Raw genomic sequence first — 19,997 nt, 5'->3', positions numbered from 1 at the left:
CCATCTGTCCAGTACAGCAGCAGAGGTGCTATGCTATGCTTTACCGTAAGATGCCAAAGTGTGACCGCGACCTCTCCATCCTCGGGTTCGGCTGCATGCGCTTCCCCATGACTAAAGATGGCCACGTTGACGAGGCAAAAGCGATCGAGCTGGTGCGCTACGCCATTGATCACGGCGTCAACTACCTCGATACCGCCTGGCCATACCACGACGGCGAAAGCGAGACCGTGCTGGGCAAGGCACTGCAGGACGGCTATCGTGAAAAAGTAAATCTGGCCACCAAGTTGCCTACATGGCTGATCAAGTCCCGGAAAGACATGGATTATTACCTGGACGAGCAGCTGAAGCGACTCCAGACCGATCATATCGACTTTTACCTCATCCACACCCTCGACCGGGACAGCTGGGCTAAAATGAATAAGCTCGGCTTCGACCGCTTTCTGGACTCGGCCATAGAGGACGGCAGGATAACTTACCCCGGCTTCTCCTTCCATGGCGAGCTGGACACCTTCAAGTCCGTAGTCGACGGGTACGACTGGATGATGACTCTTATACAGTACAATTACCTGGACGAGCAGCTGCAGGCCGGCACCGAAGGCCTCCGCTATGCGGCGAAAAAGAACCTGGGCGTCGCAGTCATGGAGCCCCTGAGAGGCGGTGCAATGGCGTTAAAAACACCCGCTGCAGAACCCCTGTGGGCCGAAGCCGGCAAAGGCACCCCGGCAGAATGGGGCCTGCGCTGGGTCTGGGACCACCCGGAAGTGACCGTAGTCCTCAGCGGCATGAGCCGCATGAGCCAGCTAAGAGAGAATCTTCGCTCGGCGAGAAAAGGCCTCCCGTCATCGCTGACACCCGCAGAGCGGTCGACGATCGAGAAAGTCCGGGACCTCCTGCAGGCGCAGATGAAAGTAAACTGCACCGGCTGCCGGTACTGCATGCCCTGCCCCAACGGCGTCGCCATACCTGACTGCTTCTCGTTCTACAACAGCGCCTTCATGTTCGATAAGCCCCAGAAAACTAAGAAGAGCTACGAGTTCTTTTTAGGAGATACGGAGTATGCCTCAAAGTGTACCGGCTGCGGGCAGTGCGTAGATAAGTGTCCGCAGGGTGTGGATATACCTGAGAAGATGAAGGAAGTTGCCGGGTACTTCGGGATTTAGATCCTGATAGCTCTTCAAAAAATCTTTTTATGAGCGCACGTACTACTAACACGAAGTACTCAAAGTATAGTTTGTCCTGAAATTTTTCGACAGTAACTGTGCTTGGATGTTCGCCTTTTGAACGCCTGCATTCGCAGGCGTTCTCGAGGCGATCCGCAGTTGAACGCTGCGCTGTGCCAGGATCACAGATTGCACGGATTGCACAGATTTGCACAGATACAGCCTGAATCTATAATATATTGATTTTCCCACGAGAGCGTCTGTATTCCATGAAAAATTGTTGGCCCGGGAGGATTGAGGGGCAGGCGAGGAGGTTCCGGAGGTACCGGAAGGTAGGAGAGACTTTTCATTGTGGGAGGTCGGGGAGGATTGGGAGGTCAGGGAGAGGTTATGAGAGGTACCGGGAGGTCGGGGAGGAATAACTTGAAAATATTATCCTCTCTATCCTTTCCACACTCCCTGACCTCCTCCCTGACCTCTCCTACCTCCTCGACCTCCCACTTTGAAAATCCTGCCCGACCTCTCCGGAACTCCCCAGCCTCTAAAAGTTTTTCATCAGCTTAACTTGAAAAACCGATTTTCATGAGCCAAGTCAATCTGTGACCTTGGCACAGCACAGCGTTCGTGTTCGTCCACGAGCTCACAAGCAACGTTTTAGAGTACAACCATTATGGGACATTTTGAATGACTAATGTCCAAAAGGTTTCACGAATACCCATACTACGTGTAAACCGTGCGAGTACTAAAATAATCAGTTTCAAGAATCTTTTTTGTTTGAGATGAGATGTGCTTTGTAACTAGTACTATGATTTGTTACATTTAAAAAAAGGATGGAAGACCTGGCATTATGCCAGGTCATTCAACGCTTACCTTAACAGATAGTAGGTACCGATCAGGCCGATGAAGATCAGTGAAATAGTGTTCATGACCTTAATCAGCGCGTTCAGGGCGGGGCCGGCGGTGTCCTTGTACGGGTCGCCGACGGTGTCGCCTACTACTGCAGCCTTGTGAGCATCGCTCTTCTTGCCGCCGTAGTTGCCCATCTCGATGTACTTCTTGGCGTTGTCCCACGCGGCGCCGCCCGAGGTCATGTGGATGGCCAGGAGCAGGCCGGTGATGATTACGCCGAGGAGCATGCCGCTGAGGGCGGCGGGGCCGAGCAGGAAGCCGACGATGAGGGGGGCTACGACTGCGAGGATAGCCGGGAGGGCCATCTGCTTGAGCGCGGCCTCAGTGACGATGCCTACGCACTTGCCGTACTCCGGCTTGCCGGTGCCTTCCATGATGCCCGGGATCTCTTTGAACTGCCTGCGGACTTCGTTGACGATGCTGAAGGCAGCACGGCCGACGGCCAGCATGCAGAAGGCGCTGAACAGGAACGGCAGGGCGCCGCCGATGAACAGGCCGATCAGTACGACCGGGTTGTCGACGTTCAGGTTGATCAGCTGGTCTACGGGGATCGTTGGGTTGAGCCTGTGCAGAACTTCAACCATGTCCGCCTTGAACGCTGCGAACAGCGCCAGGGCGGCGAGCGCCGCAGAACCTATCGCATAACCTTTAGTCACGGCCTTAGTGGTGTTGCCCACTGCGTCCAGAGCGTCGGTGATCTTGCGGACTTCGGGGGGCAGGTCTGCCATTTCGGCGATGCCGCCTGCGTTGTCCGTGATCGGGCCGTAAGAGTCTACTGCGACGATGATGCCGGTGACCGACAGCATGGCGACTGCGGCGATTGCGATGCCGTAGACGCCTGCTACCTGGTAGGCGAGGAAGATGCCGATGACGATCACGAGGACCGGCAGGGCAGTTGCCTCAAGGCCCATGGCGAGGCCCTGGATGATGTTGGTGCCTGCGCCAGTCTGGGATGCCTTGGCGACTTCCTTGACCGGGCGGTAGGTGGTAGCAGTGTAGTACTCGGTGATGATGACCATCGCCGACATGACGCCGAGGCCGACCAGGGATGCCAGGTACAGCTTGATGTTGCCGTCCATGAGGACGTAGTTGACCGCGAAGAACAGCACTGCGGAGATTACCGTGGCTGCGATCAGTCCCTTGTACAGGGCCCACATGATCTTGGTCTGGTCCTTGCCCAGGCGGACGAAGAAGATGGCGATGATCGATGCGAAGATGGCCATTGCGCCCAGGACGAGCGGGAAGATAACCAGGTTGCTCGCTGCGGTGGCCGAGAGGCCGAGGCTTGCGACGAGGGGGTCCCGGATCGTCGGGATGTTGCCCAGCAGCATGGCTGCGAGCGCCGTGACGATGTAGGTCTCGAACAGGTCTGCACCCATGCCGGCGCAGTCGCCCACGTTGTCGCCTACGTTGTCGGCGATGACGGCGGGGTTCCTCGGGTCGTCCTCGGGGATGCCTGCCTCGACTTTGCCCACCAGGTCTGCGCCTACGTCGGCTGCCTTGGTGAAGATGCCGCCGCCTACCCTGGCGAACAGGCTGATAAGGCTGGCACCGAAGCCCAGGCCGACGATCGGCATCAGGACTTTCTCAGCGGGTAAGTTCAGGCTGGTAGCGACGATGTACATGACGCTGATGCCGAGCAGGGCGAGGCCCACGACGGCGAAGCCGGTAACCGAGCCGCCCTTGAAGGCGACGGATAACGCTTTGGCCATGCCGGACTTGGCCGCTTCGGCGGTCCTGACGTTCGCTCTGACCGAGATGTTCATGCCGATGTAGCCGGCAGCAGCAGACAGTACGGCTCCGATAAGGAACCCGACTGCCACCCATGGCTTCGGGTCAATGACAACTGCAAGGATGACAGCAATGACGACCGCAAAGATAGCGACCACAGTATACTGCTTGTTCAGGTATGCCATAGCGCCTTCCTGCACGGCTCCGGAAATCTGCCTCATCTTTTCGGTACCGGGGCTCTCCTTGAGTACCGACCAGGTGAGGTAGCCTGCGAATGCCAGAGCAATGATGCCGGCGATTGGCGCCAATAGAGTATAATAATCCATGTAGGCTTTTCCTCCTGTGTTTATACGGATTGATACAGACCATCGACCACCATGCAAATCCGGGCTGGAATAAGTTATAGACGGGAAAAGCCCGCATGAGCCGCTTCGGCGGCTCGCCTTTGAACGGTGGTACTTGCTTTTTTAGTAGCTTGGTTGGTATTACTAATAATAGTGCTAGTTTATAACGTTTACCTTTATACCCCTGACGCCTAAACCGATAGCGGTTGGCGGTTAAGCCCTTATGCCGATCGTGCTGCCGGGCCTGATAGAGAGCTTTCTCCGGAGCTTTTTCGGGAGAATAAGAATACTAGATGTGCCTGGCACAACGTCTACCCTGGCGACGGCCACTTTCTCCGTTTTTTCTCCGGGCAGAATCAGGCTGACAACGTCAGCCTCTTTCACTTGCAGCGTCTTAAGTACCGCTTCGTCGACCCAGGCGATCTTACGGGCGTCGAGCTCTTCGAGGGTGGCGATCCTGGACTGGTGCACCAGGTTTACTTCGCTGCTGGTCGTCACTTTCAGCTCTACCTGGCGAGCTGCAGCCGGAGCCGCAGGTGCCGGTGCGGATACCGGAGCGGATACTGGTGCCGGTGCCTGTACTGCTTTAGGCTTTTCCTCTGCAGGTTTCACTGCCTCAACAGGTTTCACTGGTGCCGCTGGCTTTGCCTCTTCTCTGGGCTTTGCCGGCCCGGCCTGCTTCACCACTGGCTTTTCCGCCACCGGGGGCGCCACTTCGGTGATGGGTGCTCCACCTTCCAGGAAGTATATCGCCGCCGCAGCTTTTCCTGTCGCCTTCTTGATCGCGTCTATCGCTTTGTCTCCGTAGTGGCGATCGTTCTCCGACACGTACGATGCCCCGGCAGTTTTGCCGGAAGCCATGAATATGTAGCCTGTCCACGTCTGTCCCCTGACCTTCAGGATGCAGGTACTGGCAGAATTATGCAGGTTGTCTATGAGCATTCCGGCATTGATCATTGCACCTAGATCAGTCTCGACTACTGTGCCGATTTTTCTGCCCTCGAACAGGTTGAGCATTGCCGGCGTCAGCTCGTATATGGCCATCGTGCCTTTCGTCGCCACTGCCTTGTTCTCCAGCGGGGAGATCATCTCGGGGCCGAGCGCCATCCACATGCCGCTCTCCTGGAGCGCCGTGACCGTCCTGCCCTCCCGGTAAAACAAAGTGCCCTCGAAGTCGGAGAAGACCAGCCTGGCGCAGCCTGTCATACGGGCTGCGGCGATGGTCTTCAGCCTGGCATAGTACTCGCCCGAAGGCCCTTCGAACACCACTTTCACGGACGGTATAAGCATGTTAGTCTCCCTCTCAGACGGCTGACAGGATGCCCGCCAGGAAGAACAGCCCAGCGCCAGCCGTGAGCAGGTTCGTGTACAGCCCGGCATCGGTGCCGGGCACTATGACCTGCAGTACACTGATGATCAGCAGGGCGAGAAAGCCCAGTCCCAGGTATAGGAACAAGCGCAGACGGTTGCCCATGTACAGGTAAAAAGTAGTGACCACAAGTACCACCTGCACCAGGATCACAAAGTAGATCAGCAACGCAGCTAAATCCATTTCGACAACCTAACCTATCATTAATAGATTGTAATGATTTATGATACTTTCGTTGTTCCCGCTGCCACTCTCCTGGCCGCAGGCCTCCCATAAAGTTTAATTATATTAGAGCGAACTGGGCTGCGATGCAAATCAACTTCCGCTGGAGCCCGAAAAACCGCTACAGCATCGCGGCACTTGCTCCGGTTCTCGGGGACCACCGCCTGGTTAAAAAGCCTGAAGACGGTATCATGCTCTATAGCTTCGCCTCTCTGCAGGCACCAGAGATTTACCGGGAAGTTGATTCGGCCACCACTAACTCAATTTTCGTGGCGGGAGGGCCTCATCCCAGCGGCTGCCCGAAAGAAGTATTACAGCACTTCGACTTTGTCGTCATCGGGGAAGGCGAAGCCACGTTGCCCGAGCTGCTCAGCACAATTCAGGCCGGCGGCGACGTTTCGAAGGTCCGGGGAATCGCCTACGTACAGGACGGAGAGTACTGCTATACCGGCAAAAGGGACGACGTTGACCTCGACGCATTTCCGCCGTTCAAGCCGCCCCTCTACGGCCCGATTGAAATCTCCCGGGGCTGCCCATGGAACTGCGCCTACTGCCAGACCCCCCGGCTGTTCGGCCACCGCATGCGCCACCGCAGCGTAGAGTCGATCTGTAAATATGACAAGCATTACGAGGACAAGCGGCTGGTATCCCCCAACGCGTTCGCCTACGGCTCCGACGGCATCAGGCCTAACCCGGAGGCAGTGGAAAAGCTGCTGAAGAACTTGTCCGGCAACATCTACTTCGGCACCTTCCCCTCCGAAGTCCGGCCCGAGTTCGTCACTCCCGGAATGGTCAGCCTGGTCACGACTTACTGCGCCAACAAAGAGCTCCACCTCGGCGGGCAGTCCGGCAGCGATCGAGTTTTAAAAGCCATCCACCGCGGACACACCGCCGAACAGGTAGTCACCGCCGCCCGCATCATCAAAGACTCCGGCCTGACTCCCGTCGTGGATTTCATCTTCGGCCTCCCAGGCGAGAACAAGGAAGACCAGGCCGCCACGCTGGAAAACATCCGGGCCATCCTCAAAGAAGGCGGCAAAATCCGGGCCCACTACTTCTTACCGCTACCGGGCACCGAGCTCGCAGGCACCACACCAGCCCCCGTCGACCCCGAGATAGACCGGCTCCTCGGGAAACTAGCTCTGGGCGGCAGGTTGACAGGATCGTGGTCGCCCAAAAAGATCTGAATAGCTGATAGTAGGATTATCACCACGGCGGCGCTGTTCTTTATCCTGACAACTGGGGCCCAGAGGTTCTAACCACGGCGGCACGGCGGCACGGGGACAATGCGAGAAACGATGGCTGGATGGTTATTTAAACCACGGCGGCACGGCGGCACGGCGAAAACCTGTACTCGAATAGCAAGGCTCTCTTTTTAGATCCACGGCGGCACGGCGGGCTGACCGCACGGAGACAAATATGTTTTCCTTTCTTCAGGCTATCGATCGAAAGTCGGGCTGAAATGATTGGATAATAAGCTTATGGTTAATGCTCTGTCTTGGTGTCGCCGTGGACTGAAAAGGAGTTCACTTATACCGGTTCACGAATGTCTTGGTGTCGCCGTGCCGCCGTGGTTCTAATATTTGATTTCCAGTTGCCAGGATAAAGAGCCGTGTCACCGTGGTTAGAACCGGTTTTTATAGTTTTTGTTATGGGGGCCGCGCTATAACTCAAAATCAGGCATGGATGCGCCCGTAGGGTGAGTAGTAGGGCTGGTAGTACCCTTCTCTCATGGTCGCGTTGCTCATCGCCTCGCTGCCGAACAGCAGCTCGTAGAGCGAAGGGTCGTTGACGTACGTGACTTCGGGCTTGCCGGAGATGTTGCCGAGCTGGGCGGCGATGTCTATGGCGTCGTACATGCTGCCCATATCGTCTACCAGGCCGAGGTCTCTGGCTTCGTAGCCTGTGTAGACCCTGCCGTCGGCGAGCCGCTGTACTTCTGCCCTGTCCATGTGGCGGCCGCTGGCGACGGCGTCCACGAACCGGCTGTATGACTGGTTGATGATGGTGTTGACATACGCCTTCTCGTTATCGTTCAGGCCTCTCCAGTCCGCCCCCACATCCTTGTACGGGCCGGATTTCGCCACGTAGTACTGGATGCCCTCTTTCTCGTAGAGGCCGCTCCTGTTCTCGAAAGTCCAGATGACGCCGATGCTGCCGGTAAATGTGTCGGGGTTGGCCACGATTCTGGTGCAGGGGGCTGATATGTAGTAGGCGGCAGATGTCGCTATATCTCCCATCGAGACGACGACCGGCTTAACCTGGCTGGTCTTATTGACCTGGCTAAAAATCTCCTGGGCGGCGACCGGAGTGCCACCCGGGGAATTGACCCTGAGCACAATGGCCTTTATGCTCTTGTCTTCCTCGGCCTCCCGGAGGTGCTTGACGATGGAGTTAGAGCTGGCATAGCCCAGGCCGTCCGGGACGTTGTCGGTGATCAGCTCGCCCTCGACGTAGATGACGGCTACTTTATTGGCAGAAACCGGGGCGATATCCGAGAACATGCCCGAAAACACGTCAGCCTGGCTGATGATGAATACGGATTCCACTATGAGGACGAGCCCCATGATAACGATCAAGATTACGAAGATAGCTGTGATCGGGTTTAGAAGCCCGGGCTTGTTTCCATCCATGCTGACACCAGTTTATAGCTTATAGATGATGGGTATGGGGGGATATATATTTTCTATCTACTGGCTAATTCCTGGTTTGAGACTTCAATGCTATGGGCCCGGAAGGAAAACGAACGCTGCGCTGTGCATTTCTGATTGCTCATGTGGCGTGAGACAGCAACAGGAACGCTGCGCTGTGCCAGATCACAGATTACAACGGATTGCACGGATTACACAGACGACTATATTAGATAAGATGAATACAGCGAATCATTCAATTTTTATCATCCATTAGAATCTGTGAAATCTGCGCAATCTGTAACAATCTGTGATCCTGTATACAAGGGACTGCTTCCAGTCGGTCACAGCGCAGCGTTCGTCATCGTTCACGAGCACAGGGACAACATGGTATGTGATACCATGGTAATCCGAAGCCAGCACAGCGCAGCGTTGGTATTGTTGCTACGTAAGACTAAAAACTCAAAAAAGTTAAGCGATGATGATCTTGCCCATGCCGTCGTCTTTGCCCTTGTTTCTGGGCAGGGGGGTGGCAGATGCGGCCGCCTGGGCTGCTGCCCGCTCGGGGGCTCCGGCCGCGAAGACGAAGTCGTACAGGAGTTTGCCGAACTTGCTGTTGCGGTCGAACTTGTAGTAGCTGTTCTTGCCGACCTTGCGGGTTTCCTGGATCACGCTGTACTTCAGCAGGCCTTCTTTCATCTTCGAAATTTTAGCTTTGGTGATCTTAGTCCTGTCCGCCATGTCCTTGAGGGTGAAATCGCTCCCGTGGTTGTACACAAGAAATACGATCAGCTCTGCCGAGGAATTGCTGCCGAATATCTCTGCCAGGGGTGACGGTGGGACATTGCTCATATGAACACCAGTTCTGATCATATCATCAGCTAAAAGCATTTAAATGCATCGGAAGCCCGTTGAAGGTAATTAGTGGCAGTACCGGAGTTCCACAATTCTGCCATCCTGGCTGCAGGTGACTCTGCAGAAGGGCTCGTTAGTATAGTAGTACCTCGCCTTGATTCTGTGTTGCCCTGCTGAAAGGTGCACGGGGGTGCTGCTCACCGATGATCTGGGGTGGTTGCCGTGGTTATCCGCTATCAGCCTGCCGTCGATCCACAGCCATGAGCCGCCGGCGCTGTCGAGGGTGAAGGTATAGTCTCCTTCTGAGGGTATTATGACGTATCCAGTCCAGATGACCATTCCGTTTGTAGCCGGCGCTTCCCCGGGTAGGCTTGACCTGTCTGTCGAAATCGTAGAATCAGTTCGGCGTGATACGTAGCTGTCAGGCGGTATCTTGTTAGGATCGGCCGATGACAGGTCTGATGTAGATGGGTCGATCGTGTAGTAGAGCGCGCTGACTCCCCGCTCCATGCCAGGCTCCTGCAGTCCCTCCAGCCGGTCTGATGCAGCTTTGCCCTGGCTGCCTGCATAGGTAATTACTATGCTGGCGATCAGGATGCCTGCCACCACCACGATGCCGATGGACATCACGGTGAAGAACGCGTCGGATATGCCCTCATCGTTCGCTATCCTTGTCGAACGTGCTTCATCCATCGCCATTACCGTGCCACGAGCACGATGCTGCCTATCTGTTGTTTGGACTGGCTGCTGACCACTTTGACCGTGTATCTCGAGCCGGTATCGATCGTCCCGCCGGGGTTCAGGGACAGCGGTATCGCCGAAGTCTGCATGCCGGGGCTTAGCTGCGCCGGGGTGACCGCCGGCGAGACGGAGGATACCTGGGTGGATCCGATCAGCACGCCATCGTCGTCGTAGACGTTCAGCAGGATCTGGCTGACCTGGAGGGGGTCGCCCGACTCGTGGTTGATCAGCATGGAAGGGGCTGTGCCGCCGGACATGACTCCGGTAAGGCTGGCTTTGGGTGAGCTGGCCAGTACCTGTACCTGTCCGCCCTGGGACAGAACGAGCGAGCCTATCAGTAGCGCTACCATGACTACGATGGCGATCATCAGGATGCCGTAGACGGCGTTTTCAACGCCAGAGTCATCTTTTAGTATCGATGTTATTGGCATGTATATGGACCTCAATAGCTAATATACAAATTTATGCAAATTAGTTATTTGCATATTATGGAATATAAAGCTTTTCTAGTCCTGGCGGTCTGTAATCCTTGCACCGCCCAAAATGGCGAGATAATACATCATTCCGCCGGTCCGATAGTTATTGGACTGATGCGAGGGAGTAGCCATGGCTGGCAAGAGAGCGCTTGTTGTGTACGATACTAAGTATGGTGCTACAGAGCAGATCGCTAACTGGATAGCGGAAGGGATTAACGACGCGGACATCCGGCACGTGGATGACGTGGAGGGCCTTGACTACGATCTGGTCGTCGTCGGAACTCCCATCTACAACGATATGCCCTCGCCGAGGATCGTCGACTTTCTGGACAAGTACCGGGACGTGCTCCTGAACCGCAAACTGGCTCTGTTTACTGTGAGCGTGCCGTACGACATGACGCCCGAGCGGGCCAAGCGCTATGCCGGGCAAAAGGAACTGAAGCGGCTGTTTGATCACACGAAAGGTACTGTCATCGCTTCCCGGGCGTTTCTGGGGAAGGTCGACCTGAAGGAGATGACCGAGCTGGACCGGATCTCGCTGCGCATCAGGTACTTCCTGAAAGGCTTCCGGATGAAAGAGGTCAACTTCACCAACCGGGACGATGCGGTAGACTGGGGTAAAAAGCTGTACGAGCTGCTGACAAAGCCGCCGGAAACGATGCCGCCGCAGCAGAAGGAATATTAAAAATTTTTAGCGGATTGCTCTACCGCTGATCTAATCCGGCTACTTCAGACGCTGGACTGCTTTTGCTCTAAGGGGACCTGCTCCGGCTGCAGCTCATCCTTGCCGCCGGGCATGCGGACGACCTCGACACCGGCGTGTTTCAGGAAATCGAGCGAGGACTTGTCCGGGTACTCGTTCAGGAAGACGACTCTCTTGATTTTACCGTTGATGAGCATCTTGGTACAGAGGATGCACGGCTGATGGGTGCAGTATACAGTTGCGCCTTCTATGGAAACACCGTGGATGGCCGCCTGGATGATGGCGTTCTGTTCGGCGTGCACCGCCCGGCACAGCTCGTGCCGGGTGCCGTGGGCGATGTTCTGGTTTTCCCTGATGCAGCCTATGTCCAGGCAGTGCTCGAAGCCGTGAGGGGCGCCATTGTACCCCGTAGAGATGATCTGGCCGTTTTTCACGATGACTGCGCCTACATGTAAGCGAAGGCAGGTAGACCTTTTAGAGACTACCTGGGCGATCTCCATGAAATATTCGTCTTTGGATGGCCGGCTCATACGGGGTCACTCACTTATTTTTTAGATTTCTTAGCCGCGGTCTTCTTTGCGACGGCTTTGGCGGGCGCCGCTTTCTTGGCGGGCGCCTTCTTCGCTGCCGGAGCCTTTACGGCCGGAGCCTTAGTCGGCTCGAACTTGACCTTCAGCTTCTTGCCCGACCAGTCGTACTGCGGAGCCTTTCTCTTCCCGATGTAGTCCTTGGTCTTCTCTCTCAGGGCGTGGGAGACGACGGGTAAGGCGATGGTCGCGTCTACGAAGACCTGCACCTTGGGTGCAACTGCCGCAATCTTACCCCAGCTGACCGCTTCTTCAAAGGTGCAGCCGGACAGGCCGCCCCAGTGGGGGGCATCTGCGGTGTACTGGATGGCGTAGCTGTGGCCTTCGATGGGCAGCTCGAGCATAGACATGATGACTTCGGTCTGCTGGATGAAGTTCTTGGGCACGCCTCCGCCGATGTAGATGACGCCGGTCTTCTTGGTGTTCTCTACGATCTCGGTGATCTCGTCGACGTCCTTCATCTGGTCGATGTTGATCACGTGGCCGTCACGCCTGGCGACCATGAGCGCGATGCCGATGGAACTGTCGCAGAGCGCGGGCACAAAGATGGGCACGTTGTACCTGTAGGCGCTGGCGACAATGCCGTCCGGGTCACAGCCCCTCTCGGTGATGTACTTGCCCAGGAGGTACAGGAACTCTCTCGAGGAGTAGGACTTGCCGGCTTCCAGGTGCTTCTTTGCGAACTCCATGACCATCTCGTCCGCGCCTCTGAACTCCTGCTCTACGGCAAAGACGTCGTAGATCCTGTCCACACCGTCCTTGAAGAGCGCCTCGTCGTTGGCTACGTGGCTGCCGACGTAGTGGTGCCCGCCGACGGACTCGAAGATGTCGTGGAACATGTTGGCGCCCGTAGATACCAAACAGTCGATCATGCGGTTCTGGATCATGAAGGAGATGATCTTGCGCATGCCCGCTGGGGACATAGCTCCGGTGTATCCCATCATGATCGTCAGGTTGTTCTGCTTGAGCATGTCGGCCCAGGTGTTGACGGACTCGCCCAGCTTCCTGCCCTGGAAGCCTGTCATGGCCATAGCGTCAGTCAGATCTGCAACAGTCTTATCTGTGACCTTGACCGGCACAGTCGGCTTTTGAAGAAACTTGCTCTTTGCCACTTCGCTACCCTCTTTCAGATACAAAACTTGTTTTAGGATATAAAGCTTTTTAAAGGGCGATGTCTGCCGATTTTCTGTTAAAAAGATGAAATCTGTGACGCCTCACAGTGATTGGGCCCGGGTGGCAATGTCCTTACTCTGGGCATAACCTGCCTCTATTATGCCCCCGGCTCCTCTCTTCAGATCAGGTCGCTCAGACTAACTTTTTCATCTCATGGAAGTCCAACACGCCTTTGATGGCCTTGGTGATGATGGGTATGCCCGCTTCCTGGGCGGCGCACATCGGGTTGGTGCCGCCGGTGATGATGATGCCCATGTGATCTCTGCTGACTTCTGCGCCCAGCACGGGTGAGTTCGGCTCGCCGACTTCGAGGATGCCGTAGAAGCCGGCCGTCAGCAGGCGGTTGATGACGCGATCGATCTCGTCCTTGGCAGCCATCGGGACTTCCCTGAGGTTGGCGAGGATTTTGCCAGATCCCGTCTTGGTCATTTCCCTGACCGAGGTGAGGTCCTGGGACATCAGGACTTCGAGCGGGTCGATGGTCGTGCATTCGTACCTGATGCTGTCCGTGAACCTGACCGGGACCCTGTCCTTCACCTGCACGATGCCTCCGAAGATGGGCCTTACGGGGATGCCGGACTTCAGCAGCACGCCGTCGATGGTGATGCTGCACGCCGTGGCGATGCCCGTTTTGCCGGCGGGGATCGTCAGCCCGGAGTAGACGTCCCCCTCGTCGAACAGCTTCACGTATGAGCAGACGGACAGGCCGCTGTACATGACCTGGCGGAAGATCTCCAGAGTTTCTTCCAGGTCCTTCTTGTCGACCAGGGACACGTTGACTACGATGTCGCCTTCTCTGGTCTTGGGGTTGAAGGTCACCTGGTACATGATCGACTCAATCCGGGCGTTGGTGAACATCATCTCTTCTTCTTGACCTAACATGGGAATCTCAAAAAGCTTGGATTCTATTGGTTATCTATTTTTGGATTCGCCGGCGGAAAACCGGGCAGGATGGCATATGGCCTGTTCTTCTCCGGCAGGGCCCGAAACCCTGCCATAATACCCGTCCATACTCCAGTTTTAGGCGAAAGAGAGCCAAGCTTAAATATCTTGAGTTTAAAATAACCCCGTAGTCAAGCCGATTGGCCTGTCACCGGAAACTGGTCCGATTAAGTTACCGGGGCGACGACGCCAGGAAGCACAAGCAGGTATGGTGGGTGTCTAAGGCGTCATGCCGGCGACATAAGCCTGTTATTGGCTGTATCCCTAAAAAATCATAAAAAGGAGTTACGATGTCAAATAATCTGATAGATGTCTTGGAGCAGATTTTTGGCACTTACAATTATGCGGTGGGTGCTAAAAAGGACTTCGATCTCGTCGCCGAGAAGCCGAACAACAACGTGGCTATCCGGATCATGGATAACCCGGGTATGGACGACGTAAAGCAGTTCGCCGACGCGGTGAAGGCCGAGAACTGCAAGGGCCTGATCGTCTCGATGACTTTCTTCACGGAGGACGTGAAAAAGGCTGCAAGGCTAAAGGATGTCATGATCTGGGACCGCCCGGAGCTCGAGAAGCAGATCGGCAAGGCCGTTCTGATGCGCCTCGAGGCCGACAGGGATCCGTTTGCGTCCAGCCCGGAGCCCGCAGCCCCCGTCGAGAAGCATGAAGTCTCCGTGTCAGCGCTGACTCAGGAGCTCTACGGCAGCGCCCCGGAGAAACCGAAAGTTGCCAGGACTGCAGCAGCGAAGGCCGTCAAAGCTGAGCCGAAGCCGGAGCCCAGGCAGGAAGTGATCGAGGCGGAAGAAGAGCCGGCATTTGCCGCAGACGTAGCTGTCGCAGAAGAGGCCGAGGTCGAGGAAGAGCCCCTGAAGCTGCCCATCAAGTCCTATCCGATCAAGATCAAGGATACCGACGCGGTCAAGATCTCCGGCAACATCGGCCGGGCCGAAGACACCGAGGTAACCCTCAACTTCATTCCCTACTGGAAGTACGACTTCTCAGTCGATGTCATGGGTAAGTACCGCGATGTGACCGTACCGATGACCGGCAAGGGCTCGAAGATGATCAACGCGATCAACAAGAACGTGGACGCAGTGCCGAACGTGAAGCTGATCGACGGAGTAGAGATACCTGACGCACCGTACCACATCCAGCAGGCAGCCCTCACCGAGGAAGAGGCCAGGGCCATGGCCATGAAAGCCATCATCGACGAGTACACGAAGACCGTCAGGCTCAAGGGTACTCAGGGCGAAGCCGCGATCGTGGAGCACAAAAAGTTCAGCCCCAAGCCCACGGACATCAAGTTCGCCATGGAAATGCTGTACGTCCCGTTCTGGGCCGTCCGCAGCCACAAGGGCTACATGGAAATCAACGCCTACGATGGCAAGCCCACCCAGGTCCCGATGGACGACGGTGCGGAGATACTGTGAGCCTGTGGCGTGCCTGAGCGCCTTCGGCGTAAGGTTTCTACGGCTTATCAAGAGAGGCTTGTAGAACAGAAAACGAAAATCCGGGCGATCCGGGATTGTTTGACATTCGTCAGAAAAGAAAGCGTGATCACAGTGCGTCATTCCGACCACTGTGACCACAGGCTCTTTTAATTACTTCTTCTCTTCCCGCTCTTCCTTCTCCTTCGGCGCAGCCGCGGCTTTCCTCCGCTGCGATCTCCTGTAGAGCCACAGGGCGCCGCGGATCAGCAGGTAGATGACTGCCAGGCCGAGAGCCAGGTACAGCACCAGCGGTATGAGGTAGCCGGTCAGTACAATCAGGCCAGCGATCATGCCCACGAAGGCGTGGACCGCTTCCGTGATGGCGTCCCCGATGCCCCAGTCGTAGGATACTACGGGCTGCGGCTCTGTGATGTACACGGTGATCGTGGCGAAGTCGATCTGGCTGTTCAGGACGTTCAGCCGGGCCTGGTAAGACTCGATCTCTCCCTGCACCCGGGACAGCTCTCTTTCCACTGCCAGAATTTCGGTGACATTGTTAGCCCTGTCCATGATGGCGATCAGCCTGGACTCTTCTGCTTTCAGGTTCTTCAGCCTCGACTCCAGGTCGACGTACTGCAAGGTTACGTCAGAGCCGGAGGAGCTGTCGGATTTGACAGTGCCAAGCTTGCGGATCTCGGAGAGCGTCTGCTCGTAGGCAGTCTGGGGTACTTTGATGGTGATGGTGCTGGTCCGCCGGTTCTGGTCGTACATGTTCATGCTGGACGACTGCACGTACCCGCCTGCGCTGGTTGCGAGGAACCTGACTTTGTCGACCGACTCGTTGAACTTGTTCGTCTCGATCTGGATGGAGGCCGTCATGATCACTTTGCGGTTGCCCAGATCAGAAGAAGTGCTCGACGTTGCGGTCGGTACCGGAGCACCGTAATTGTAGCTGCTGGTGCTGTCGGCAGCCTTGCCGTTGTAGGAGTCGGAGTACGCCGGGGCGACCTGGGGAGCAGTCTGGTATTCGCCGGATCTGTCCCCGGAGATCCCGGTGCCACCGTTCATGCTGGTGCAGCCCGATGCCAGGGCCACCACAAGGATGATGGCAATGGCGATGAGTGGTAATAGTCGCTTAGATCTCATAATTAATAGATAATAACAAGGATTATTTAAAAATGGCTTAAACTACGGGCCAGATTGCAGTCTCGCGCCAGCAGCGGAGAAAAACTGAAAAAAATTACGAGCCGTTGATGTCTGTGGCAAACTGCTCGTTCATCGTGTCCTCGACGACGCTGACGCCGGCCTGGACGACCACTTCGGGCCAGATGCGCACGTCCGAGTGGACGGTCACGTCGTTGCCGATCATGGTTCTCGGGCCGATCACAGTGCCGTTCTCCAGAGTGCAGGCCTTGCCGATCGAGACATCGTCATCGATGATGGCTCCCGAAACGGAACAGCCTGCGCCGATCTTGGCGCCGTCGTACACGTAAGAGGCCAGTATGCGGCAGTCGCTGCCGATGTTGCAGGCCTTGCCGATCGACGTGTAGGGGCCGATGAGGACGTTATCTCCGATCACGGTGTTCTCGCCGATGACCACAGGCCCTACGATTACCGAGTTCTTGCCAACTGACACGTTGTTGCCTACGTCCAGCGGCCCGTTCAGCTTGGCGCCTTCGACGAGCAGGCGGCCGTGAATGTAGGTGCCGGGCATGTTCTCCAGCATCCACTTTTGCGCGGCCCTGTATGCCTGCGGGTTGCCTACGTCGGTCCACTGGCCTCTCGCCAGCCAGCCGCTGATCTTTTTGCCGTCTTTCAGCAGCTTCGGGAACAGGTCCTTGGCAAAGTCGTATTTCTGCTTCGGGATGTAGTCGAAGACTTCGGGGCTCAGCGCGTAGATGCCCGTGGAGGCCAGGTTAGAGAAGATTTCGCCAGGGCCGGGCTTCTCTTTAAAGCGGTGGATCACGTGGTTGTTGTCCAGGTCGACGATACCGAACTCTCTCGGGTCGTCGATACTCAGCACTGAGATCGTGACCATGCCGCTGGTGCGGTTGTGGAAATCGTAGAGCTCTCTGAGATTCAGGTTCAGCACGTGGTCTCCGCCGACGACCAGGAACGGGCCTCCGGCGAGGTACTTCTCCGCGTTCTTGACGCTGCCCGCCGTACCCAGCTTCTCCTTCTCGTAGACATACTTGATGTCGACGCCGAACAGCGATCCGTCGCCCAGGTACTTCTCTATGACTTCTCCCATGTAGCCCAGAGTGATGACGATCTCGTTGAAGCCGTTCTTCGACAGGTGCTCGACCAGGTGCCCGACGGACGGCTTGTTTAAAATGGGGATGCTCGGCTTCGGCCTTTCAAAAGTCAGGGGCCTTAGACGAGTACCCGTGCCCCCGCAGAGAATACATGCTTTCATTAGTGAATTCCTCCTGAACCGCTTATGCCTGAATAAGGAAGCAGATTATAATCATTATACGACGATTGTCTATACCGCTTGTTATCCAAGACCATAGTACCTTCGAATATATATCTGTATCACATCGCAGCAGCCATCGGGCATATACTTCATCTTGTCGCTGTCACCAATGACAGTCCCCATTTTATGGCTGGTGCTATCCCCTTTCAAAGTAGGGGTCTACCCACTGGGACCACCACTGTACCGGGTTTTTCACCGGGACCAGGTCGTGGTCGCAGCTGAACAGCTCGTTGTTGTAGAACACGAAGCCTTCTTCCATCTGGTGTTTCAGGTTCGACCTGAGCAGCCCGTCAACTGTGCTCGTGTCTCCGGCGATCTGCAGCAGCCTGATCAGGTAAGGGGTATCCCGGGGCCACACGACTTCCTCGTGGTACTCTTCATCGCCGACATAGGTCCCTCTACCCGATTCCTTGACCACGACGCCGAACGGCAGGCCCCACTTGGACCGGACCAGCCGGGCTTTCGTGTATGCGGCGATGGCTTCGAGTTCCCGGATCGAAAAAACCTCCAGCCCCAGCATCGCAGCAGCCACTACGCCCGGTGATCCGGGCATAGGGTCCACCCTCGGGCCGAGGGCGAAGTCGTCGGTCGTGACCAGGTTATTGATGAAACCGGTGTCACGATTGAGAAATATCCGCTTGTACGCTTCCAGCGCCCTGTTGTATAGTATCTTGCAGGTATCCGCCATCGAAAAGTTCCGCACGTACTTGCTGAAGAGCCACCCTGCCTCGAGAGCCCGCATCCACTGGGCGTTGACCTCGGGCAGGAAGAACTTTTGAAGCTCAAGCTCTGCGGCCGCGTTCATGTTGATGAGTTCCCTTTCCCACGCTTCGCTCACCCTGATGGGCAGTGCTAATCCGTCCACCGTACGCTTGCCATCCGTCCACGAGTGCCACGCCGGCACGCTCAGCAGCCCGTTGGGCCGTATCCGGGGAGGGCCATTCGCAGCCATCTCGCAGCACTGGACGCCGTGCAGGTATTTTTTAAATGCCGCCGCCGCATCCTGAGCGAAGTCCCCGTCATTTGTATCCCTTATGACTATGCCTGCCAGGATAAAGCCGAGCAGGGTGGCATCAGCACTGTTGTAGTCCGCTTTCCCTCCCTCGCCCGGTACCAGCCTGTTCGGGATGCGGCCGTGCTGGTCCTGGAGCTCGAAGGATTTCCGCAGGACCTGCTTCATCCCATCTGTCCCGTGGAGTTTCCGAAGCGTCTGGTAGTTGTGGATCAGGCCTTCGAACTCGTCCCTGAACCACACGCTCCTGAACCAGAAATCGCCGGCCTCCTGGAAAACTACGTTATCGACGACTGTCCCGAACTGGACCATGCCCAGCGCCCTGAACAGGATGTCCCTCTTCCGGGGGTCGTAATCCGGGAAGAGGGCCTGGCGGATCTGATCAGCTTCTGAAACGTCGTCCGTTTCTGCCGGCAGGCCCTGGAGTTTCCGGGCCGTATCCAGGTCCGGCCCGCATGAAAAGCGAAGAGTTGCTGCGGCTCCGTCGACCTCTATATCGTAAAGTGACGCAATGGTGCGCTTTTCTGGTACGAACTGCAGTCGATCGCCCTTCCGGCACCGGTAACCCGAGCCAAGCTTGTACTTCCACGAAACCTGTCTCCCCTTTTTCTCGAACCTGGCCCCGGCTGCAGACAGGCAGACAGCCGGGCCTCCGGCCTTGACCGCCAGCATGTCATCCGAAATCCGGGCTTCGAGGTTCTCCGGCTCAGAGTTACCGTACATGAACCTGATGTCGAAGTACGGCTCGAAGACTATGGTCCAGTTTCCGCCGTCACGGCCTTCTATTTTAACGTCCATGCGGCCGGCGGCGCCATAGTTCGTCGGATATAGATAGTATTGCACCTCGATAATCCGTCCATCTGCCTCGTACCTGTACTCGCTGCTCCAGGGCGATGCTTTTACCCCTGCCGGAGCCAGCTTCAGCTCTTTACCGCCCGATCGGACACCGAGGGCTATCCCGTCGATGAACTTCCAGTAGTCTGTCCCCACCATGGCAAACAGGCCTTCGTACGAGTAGTCCCTGTTCGGGGCGATCTTCTCGAACACCGGGCAGGAGAAGGTCGACTGGGACAGAGAAGCAGACCTGCGTTTGAGGATCACGTGCCTTGTCCTGGAGCCTCCGCCGAACAGGTCCTCTGAAGGTGCCATCACTACTGAGTAATCCTCGTCTGCCATTGATCATTTTTGCGCCTGATATGTATATATGGTTTAATCCGTCTTTTTGCGACCGGCACCG

The 19,997-nt window shown here is 56.4% G+C and carries 17 protein-coding genes; 4 read left to right on the top strand and 13 right to left on the bottom strand.

Annotation, left to right across the window (positions count from 1 at the left end; all coding sequences use genetic code 11):
* Positions 1-35: 35 nt before the first annotated feature.
* On the top strand, positions 36-1,160 hold the full coding sequence (locus ACPLPM_RS16405) for an aldo/keto reductase (RefSeq protein ID WP_424357841.1): 1,125 nt from the start codon (positions 36-38) through the stop codon (positions 1,158-1,160).
* A gap of 866 nt (positions 1,161-2,026) precedes the next feature.
* Here the strand turns inward: ACPLPM_RS16405 and ACPLPM_RS16400 are convergent.
* From ACPLPM_RS16400 to ACPLPM_RS16390, 3 genes are all read right to left on the bottom strand, one after another.
* A complete protein-coding gene (locus ACPLPM_RS16400; protein ID WP_424357840.1) occupies positions 2,027-4,126 on the bottom strand; it encodes a sodium-translocating pyrophosphatase in 2,100 nt (699 codons plus the stop codon).
* Between the two features lie 231 nt (positions 4,127-4,357).
* Complete coding sequence (locus tag ACPLPM_RS16395) at positions 4,358-5,434, bottom strand: hypothetical protein (RefSeq protein WP_424357839.1); 1,077 nt, start codon at positions 5,432-5,434, stop codon at positions 4,358-4,360.
* Positions 5,435-5,447: 13 nt separating this feature from the next.
* Complete coding sequence (locus ACPLPM_RS16390; protein ID WP_424357838.1) at positions 5,448-5,696, bottom strand: hypothetical protein; 249 nt, start codon at positions 5,694-5,696, stop codon at positions 5,448-5,450.
* Between the two features lie 125 nt (positions 5,697-5,821).
* On the opposite strand from ACPLPM_RS16390, the gene ACPLPM_RS16385 reads away from it, so the two are divergent.
* Positions 5,822-6,922: a TIGR04013 family B12-binding domain/radical SAM domain-containing protein gene (locus tag ACPLPM_RS16385; RefSeq protein WP_424357837.1), complete on the top strand. Its 1,101-nt coding sequence runs from the start codon at positions 5,822-5,824 to the stop codon at positions 6,920-6,922.
* A gap of 489 nt (positions 6,923-7,411) precedes the next feature.
* On the opposite strand, the gene sppA is transcribed toward ACPLPM_RS16385, so the two are convergent.
* The 4 genes from sppA to ACPLPM_RS16365 form a co-directional block, all read right to left on the bottom strand.
* Positions 7,412-8,368 (bottom strand): signal peptide peptidase SppA, encoded by a 957-nt coding sequence (gene sppA / locus ACPLPM_RS16380; RefSeq protein ID WP_424357836.1) that lies wholly within the window; start codon positions 8,366-8,368, stop codon positions 7,412-7,414.
* Positions 8,369-8,836: 468 nt separating this feature from the next.
* Positions 8,837-9,217, bottom strand: coding sequence for a hypothetical protein (locus tag ACPLPM_RS16375; protein WP_424357835.1), 381 nt, complete (start codon positions 9,215-9,217; stop codon positions 8,837-8,839).
* Between the two features lie 69 nt (positions 9,218-9,286).
* On the bottom strand, positions 9,287-9,913 hold the full coding sequence (locus ACPLPM_RS16370; protein ID WP_424357834.1) for a PA14 domain-containing protein: 627 nt from the start codon (positions 9,911-9,913) through the stop codon (positions 9,287-9,289).
* Between the two features lie 5 nt (positions 9,914-9,918).
* On the bottom strand, positions 9,919-10,392 hold the full coding sequence (locus ACPLPM_RS16365) for a type IV pilin (protein ID WP_424357833.1): 474 nt from the start codon (positions 10,390-10,392) through the stop codon (positions 9,919-9,921).
* A 175-nt stretch (positions 10,393-10,567) separates the two neighbouring features.
* On the opposite strand from ACPLPM_RS16365, the gene ACPLPM_RS16360 reads away from it, so the two are divergent.
* A complete protein-coding gene (locus ACPLPM_RS16360) occupies positions 10,568-11,122 on the top strand; it encodes a flavodoxin domain-containing protein (protein ID WP_424357832.1) in 555 nt (184 codons plus the stop codon).
* Positions 11,123-11,166: 44 nt separating this feature from the next.
* On the opposite strand, the gene ACPLPM_RS16355 is transcribed toward ACPLPM_RS16360, so the two are convergent.
* From ACPLPM_RS16355 to ACPLPM_RS16345, 3 genes are all read right to left on the bottom strand, one after another.
* A complete protein-coding gene (locus tag ACPLPM_RS16355) occupies positions 11,167-11,670 on the bottom strand; it encodes a deoxycytidylate deaminase (protein WP_424357831.1) in 504 nt (167 codons plus the stop codon).
* A gap of 14 nt (positions 11,671-11,684) precedes the next feature.
* Complete coding sequence (locus ACPLPM_RS16350) at positions 11,685-12,839, bottom strand: deoxyhypusine synthase (protein ID WP_424360003.1); 1,155 nt, start codon at positions 12,837-12,839, stop codon at positions 11,685-11,687.
* A 193-nt stretch (positions 12,840-13,032) separates the two neighbouring features.
* Complete coding sequence (locus tag ACPLPM_RS16345; protein WP_424357830.1) at positions 13,033-13,782, bottom strand: DUF128 domain-containing protein; 750 nt, start codon at positions 13,780-13,782, stop codon at positions 13,033-13,035.
* Between the two features lie 350 nt (positions 13,783-14,132).
* Here ACPLPM_RS16345 and ACPLPM_RS16340 point away from each other — a divergent pair, with 350 nt between their 5' ends.
* On the top strand, positions 14,133-15,272 hold the full coding sequence (locus ACPLPM_RS16340; RefSeq protein ID WP_424357829.1) for a hypothetical protein: 1,140 nt from the start codon (positions 14,133-14,135) through the stop codon (positions 15,270-15,272).
* 171 nt (positions 15,273-15,443) lie between these two features.
* Here ACPLPM_RS16340 and ACPLPM_RS16335 read toward each other — a convergent pair whose 3' ends face one another.
* From ACPLPM_RS16335 to ACPLPM_RS16325, 3 genes are all read right to left on the bottom strand, one after another.
* Positions 15,444-16,418 carry a DUF4349 domain-containing protein gene (locus ACPLPM_RS16335; protein WP_424357828.1) on the bottom strand — a complete coding sequence of 325 codons (975 nt, stop codon included), beginning with the start codon at positions 16,416-16,418 and terminating at the stop codon, positions 15,444-15,446.
* A 94-nt stretch (positions 16,419-16,512) separates the two neighbouring features.
* Positions 16,513-17,688 carry a sugar phosphate nucleotidyltransferase gene (locus tag ACPLPM_RS16330; protein WP_424357827.1) on the bottom strand — a complete coding sequence of 392 codons (1,176 nt, stop codon included), beginning with the start codon at positions 17,686-17,688 and terminating at the stop codon, positions 16,513-16,515.
* Positions 17,689-17,884: 196 nt separating this feature from the next.
* Positions 17,885-19,936: a hypothetical protein gene (locus tag ACPLPM_RS16325; protein ID WP_424357826.1), complete on the bottom strand. Its 2,052-nt coding sequence runs from the start codon at positions 19,934-19,936 to the stop codon at positions 17,885-17,887.
* Between the last annotated feature and the right edge of the window lie 61 nt (positions 19,937-19,997).

The sequence above is a fragment of the Methanocella sp. MCL-LM genome (assembly GCF_049676595.1).
Lineage (GTDB): Archaea > Halobacteriota > Methanocellia > Methanocellales > Methanocellaceae > Methanocella_A.
This window is presented reverse-complemented; position numbering and strand designations above follow the sequence as displayed.

Coding starts and splice junctions, on each gene's coding strand:
- ACPLPM_RS16405 (WP_424357841.1), top strand. CDS start 36: ATGCTTTACCGTAAGATGCCAAAGTGTGACCGCGACCTCTCCATCCTC.
- ACPLPM_RS16400 (WP_424357840.1), bottom strand. CDS start 4,126: ATGGATTATTATACTCTATTGGCGCCAATCGCCGGCATCATTGCTCTG.
- ACPLPM_RS16395 (WP_424357839.1), bottom strand. CDS start 5,434: ATGCTTATACCGTCCGTGAAAGTGGTGTTCGAAGGGCCTTCGGGCGAG.
- ACPLPM_RS16390 (WP_424357838.1), bottom strand. CDS start 5,696: ATGGATTTAGCTGCGTTGCTGATCTACTTTGTGATCCTGGTGCAGGTG.
- ACPLPM_RS16385 (WP_424357837.1), top strand. CDS start 5,822: ATGCAAATCAACTTCCGCTGGAGCCCGAAAAACCGCTACAGCATCGCG.
- sppA (WP_424357836.1), bottom strand. CDS start 8,368: ATGGATGGAAACAAGCCCGGGCTTCTAAACCCGATCACAGCTATCTTC.
- ACPLPM_RS16375 (WP_424357835.1), bottom strand. CDS start 9,217: ATGAGCAATGTCCCACCGTCACCCCTGGCAGAGATATTCGGCAGCAAT.
- ACPLPM_RS16370 (WP_424357834.1), bottom strand. CDS start 9,913: ATGGATGAAGCACGTTCGACAAGGATAGCGAACGATGAGGGCATATCC.
- ACPLPM_RS16365 (WP_424357833.1), bottom strand. CDS start 10,392: ATGCCAATAACATCGATACTAAAAGATGACTCTGGCGTTGAAAACGCC.
- ACPLPM_RS16360 (WP_424357832.1), top strand. CDS start 10,568: ATGGCTGGCAAGAGAGCGCTTGTTGTGTACGATACTAAGTATGGTGCT.
- ACPLPM_RS16355 (WP_424357831.1), bottom strand. CDS start 11,670: ATGAGCCGGCCATCCAAAGACGAATATTTCATGGAGATCGCCCAGGTA.
- ACPLPM_RS16345 (WP_424357830.1), bottom strand. CDS start 13,782: ATGTTAGGTCAAGAAGAAGAGATGATGTTCACCAACGCCCGGATTGAG.
- ACPLPM_RS16340 (WP_424357829.1), top strand. CDS start 14,133: ATGTCAAATAATCTGATAGATGTCTTGGAGCAGATTTTTGGCACTTAC.
- ACPLPM_RS16335 (WP_424357828.1), bottom strand. CDS start 16,418: ATGAGATCTAAGCGACTATTACCACTCATCGCCATTGCCATCATCCTT.
- ACPLPM_RS16330 (WP_424357827.1), bottom strand. CDS start 17,688: ATGAAAGCATGTATTCTCTGCGGGGGCACGGGTACTCGTCTAAGGCCC.
- ACPLPM_RS16325 (WP_424357826.1), bottom strand. CDS start 19,936: ATGGCAGACGAGGATTACTCAGTAGTGATGGCACCTTCAGAGGACCTG.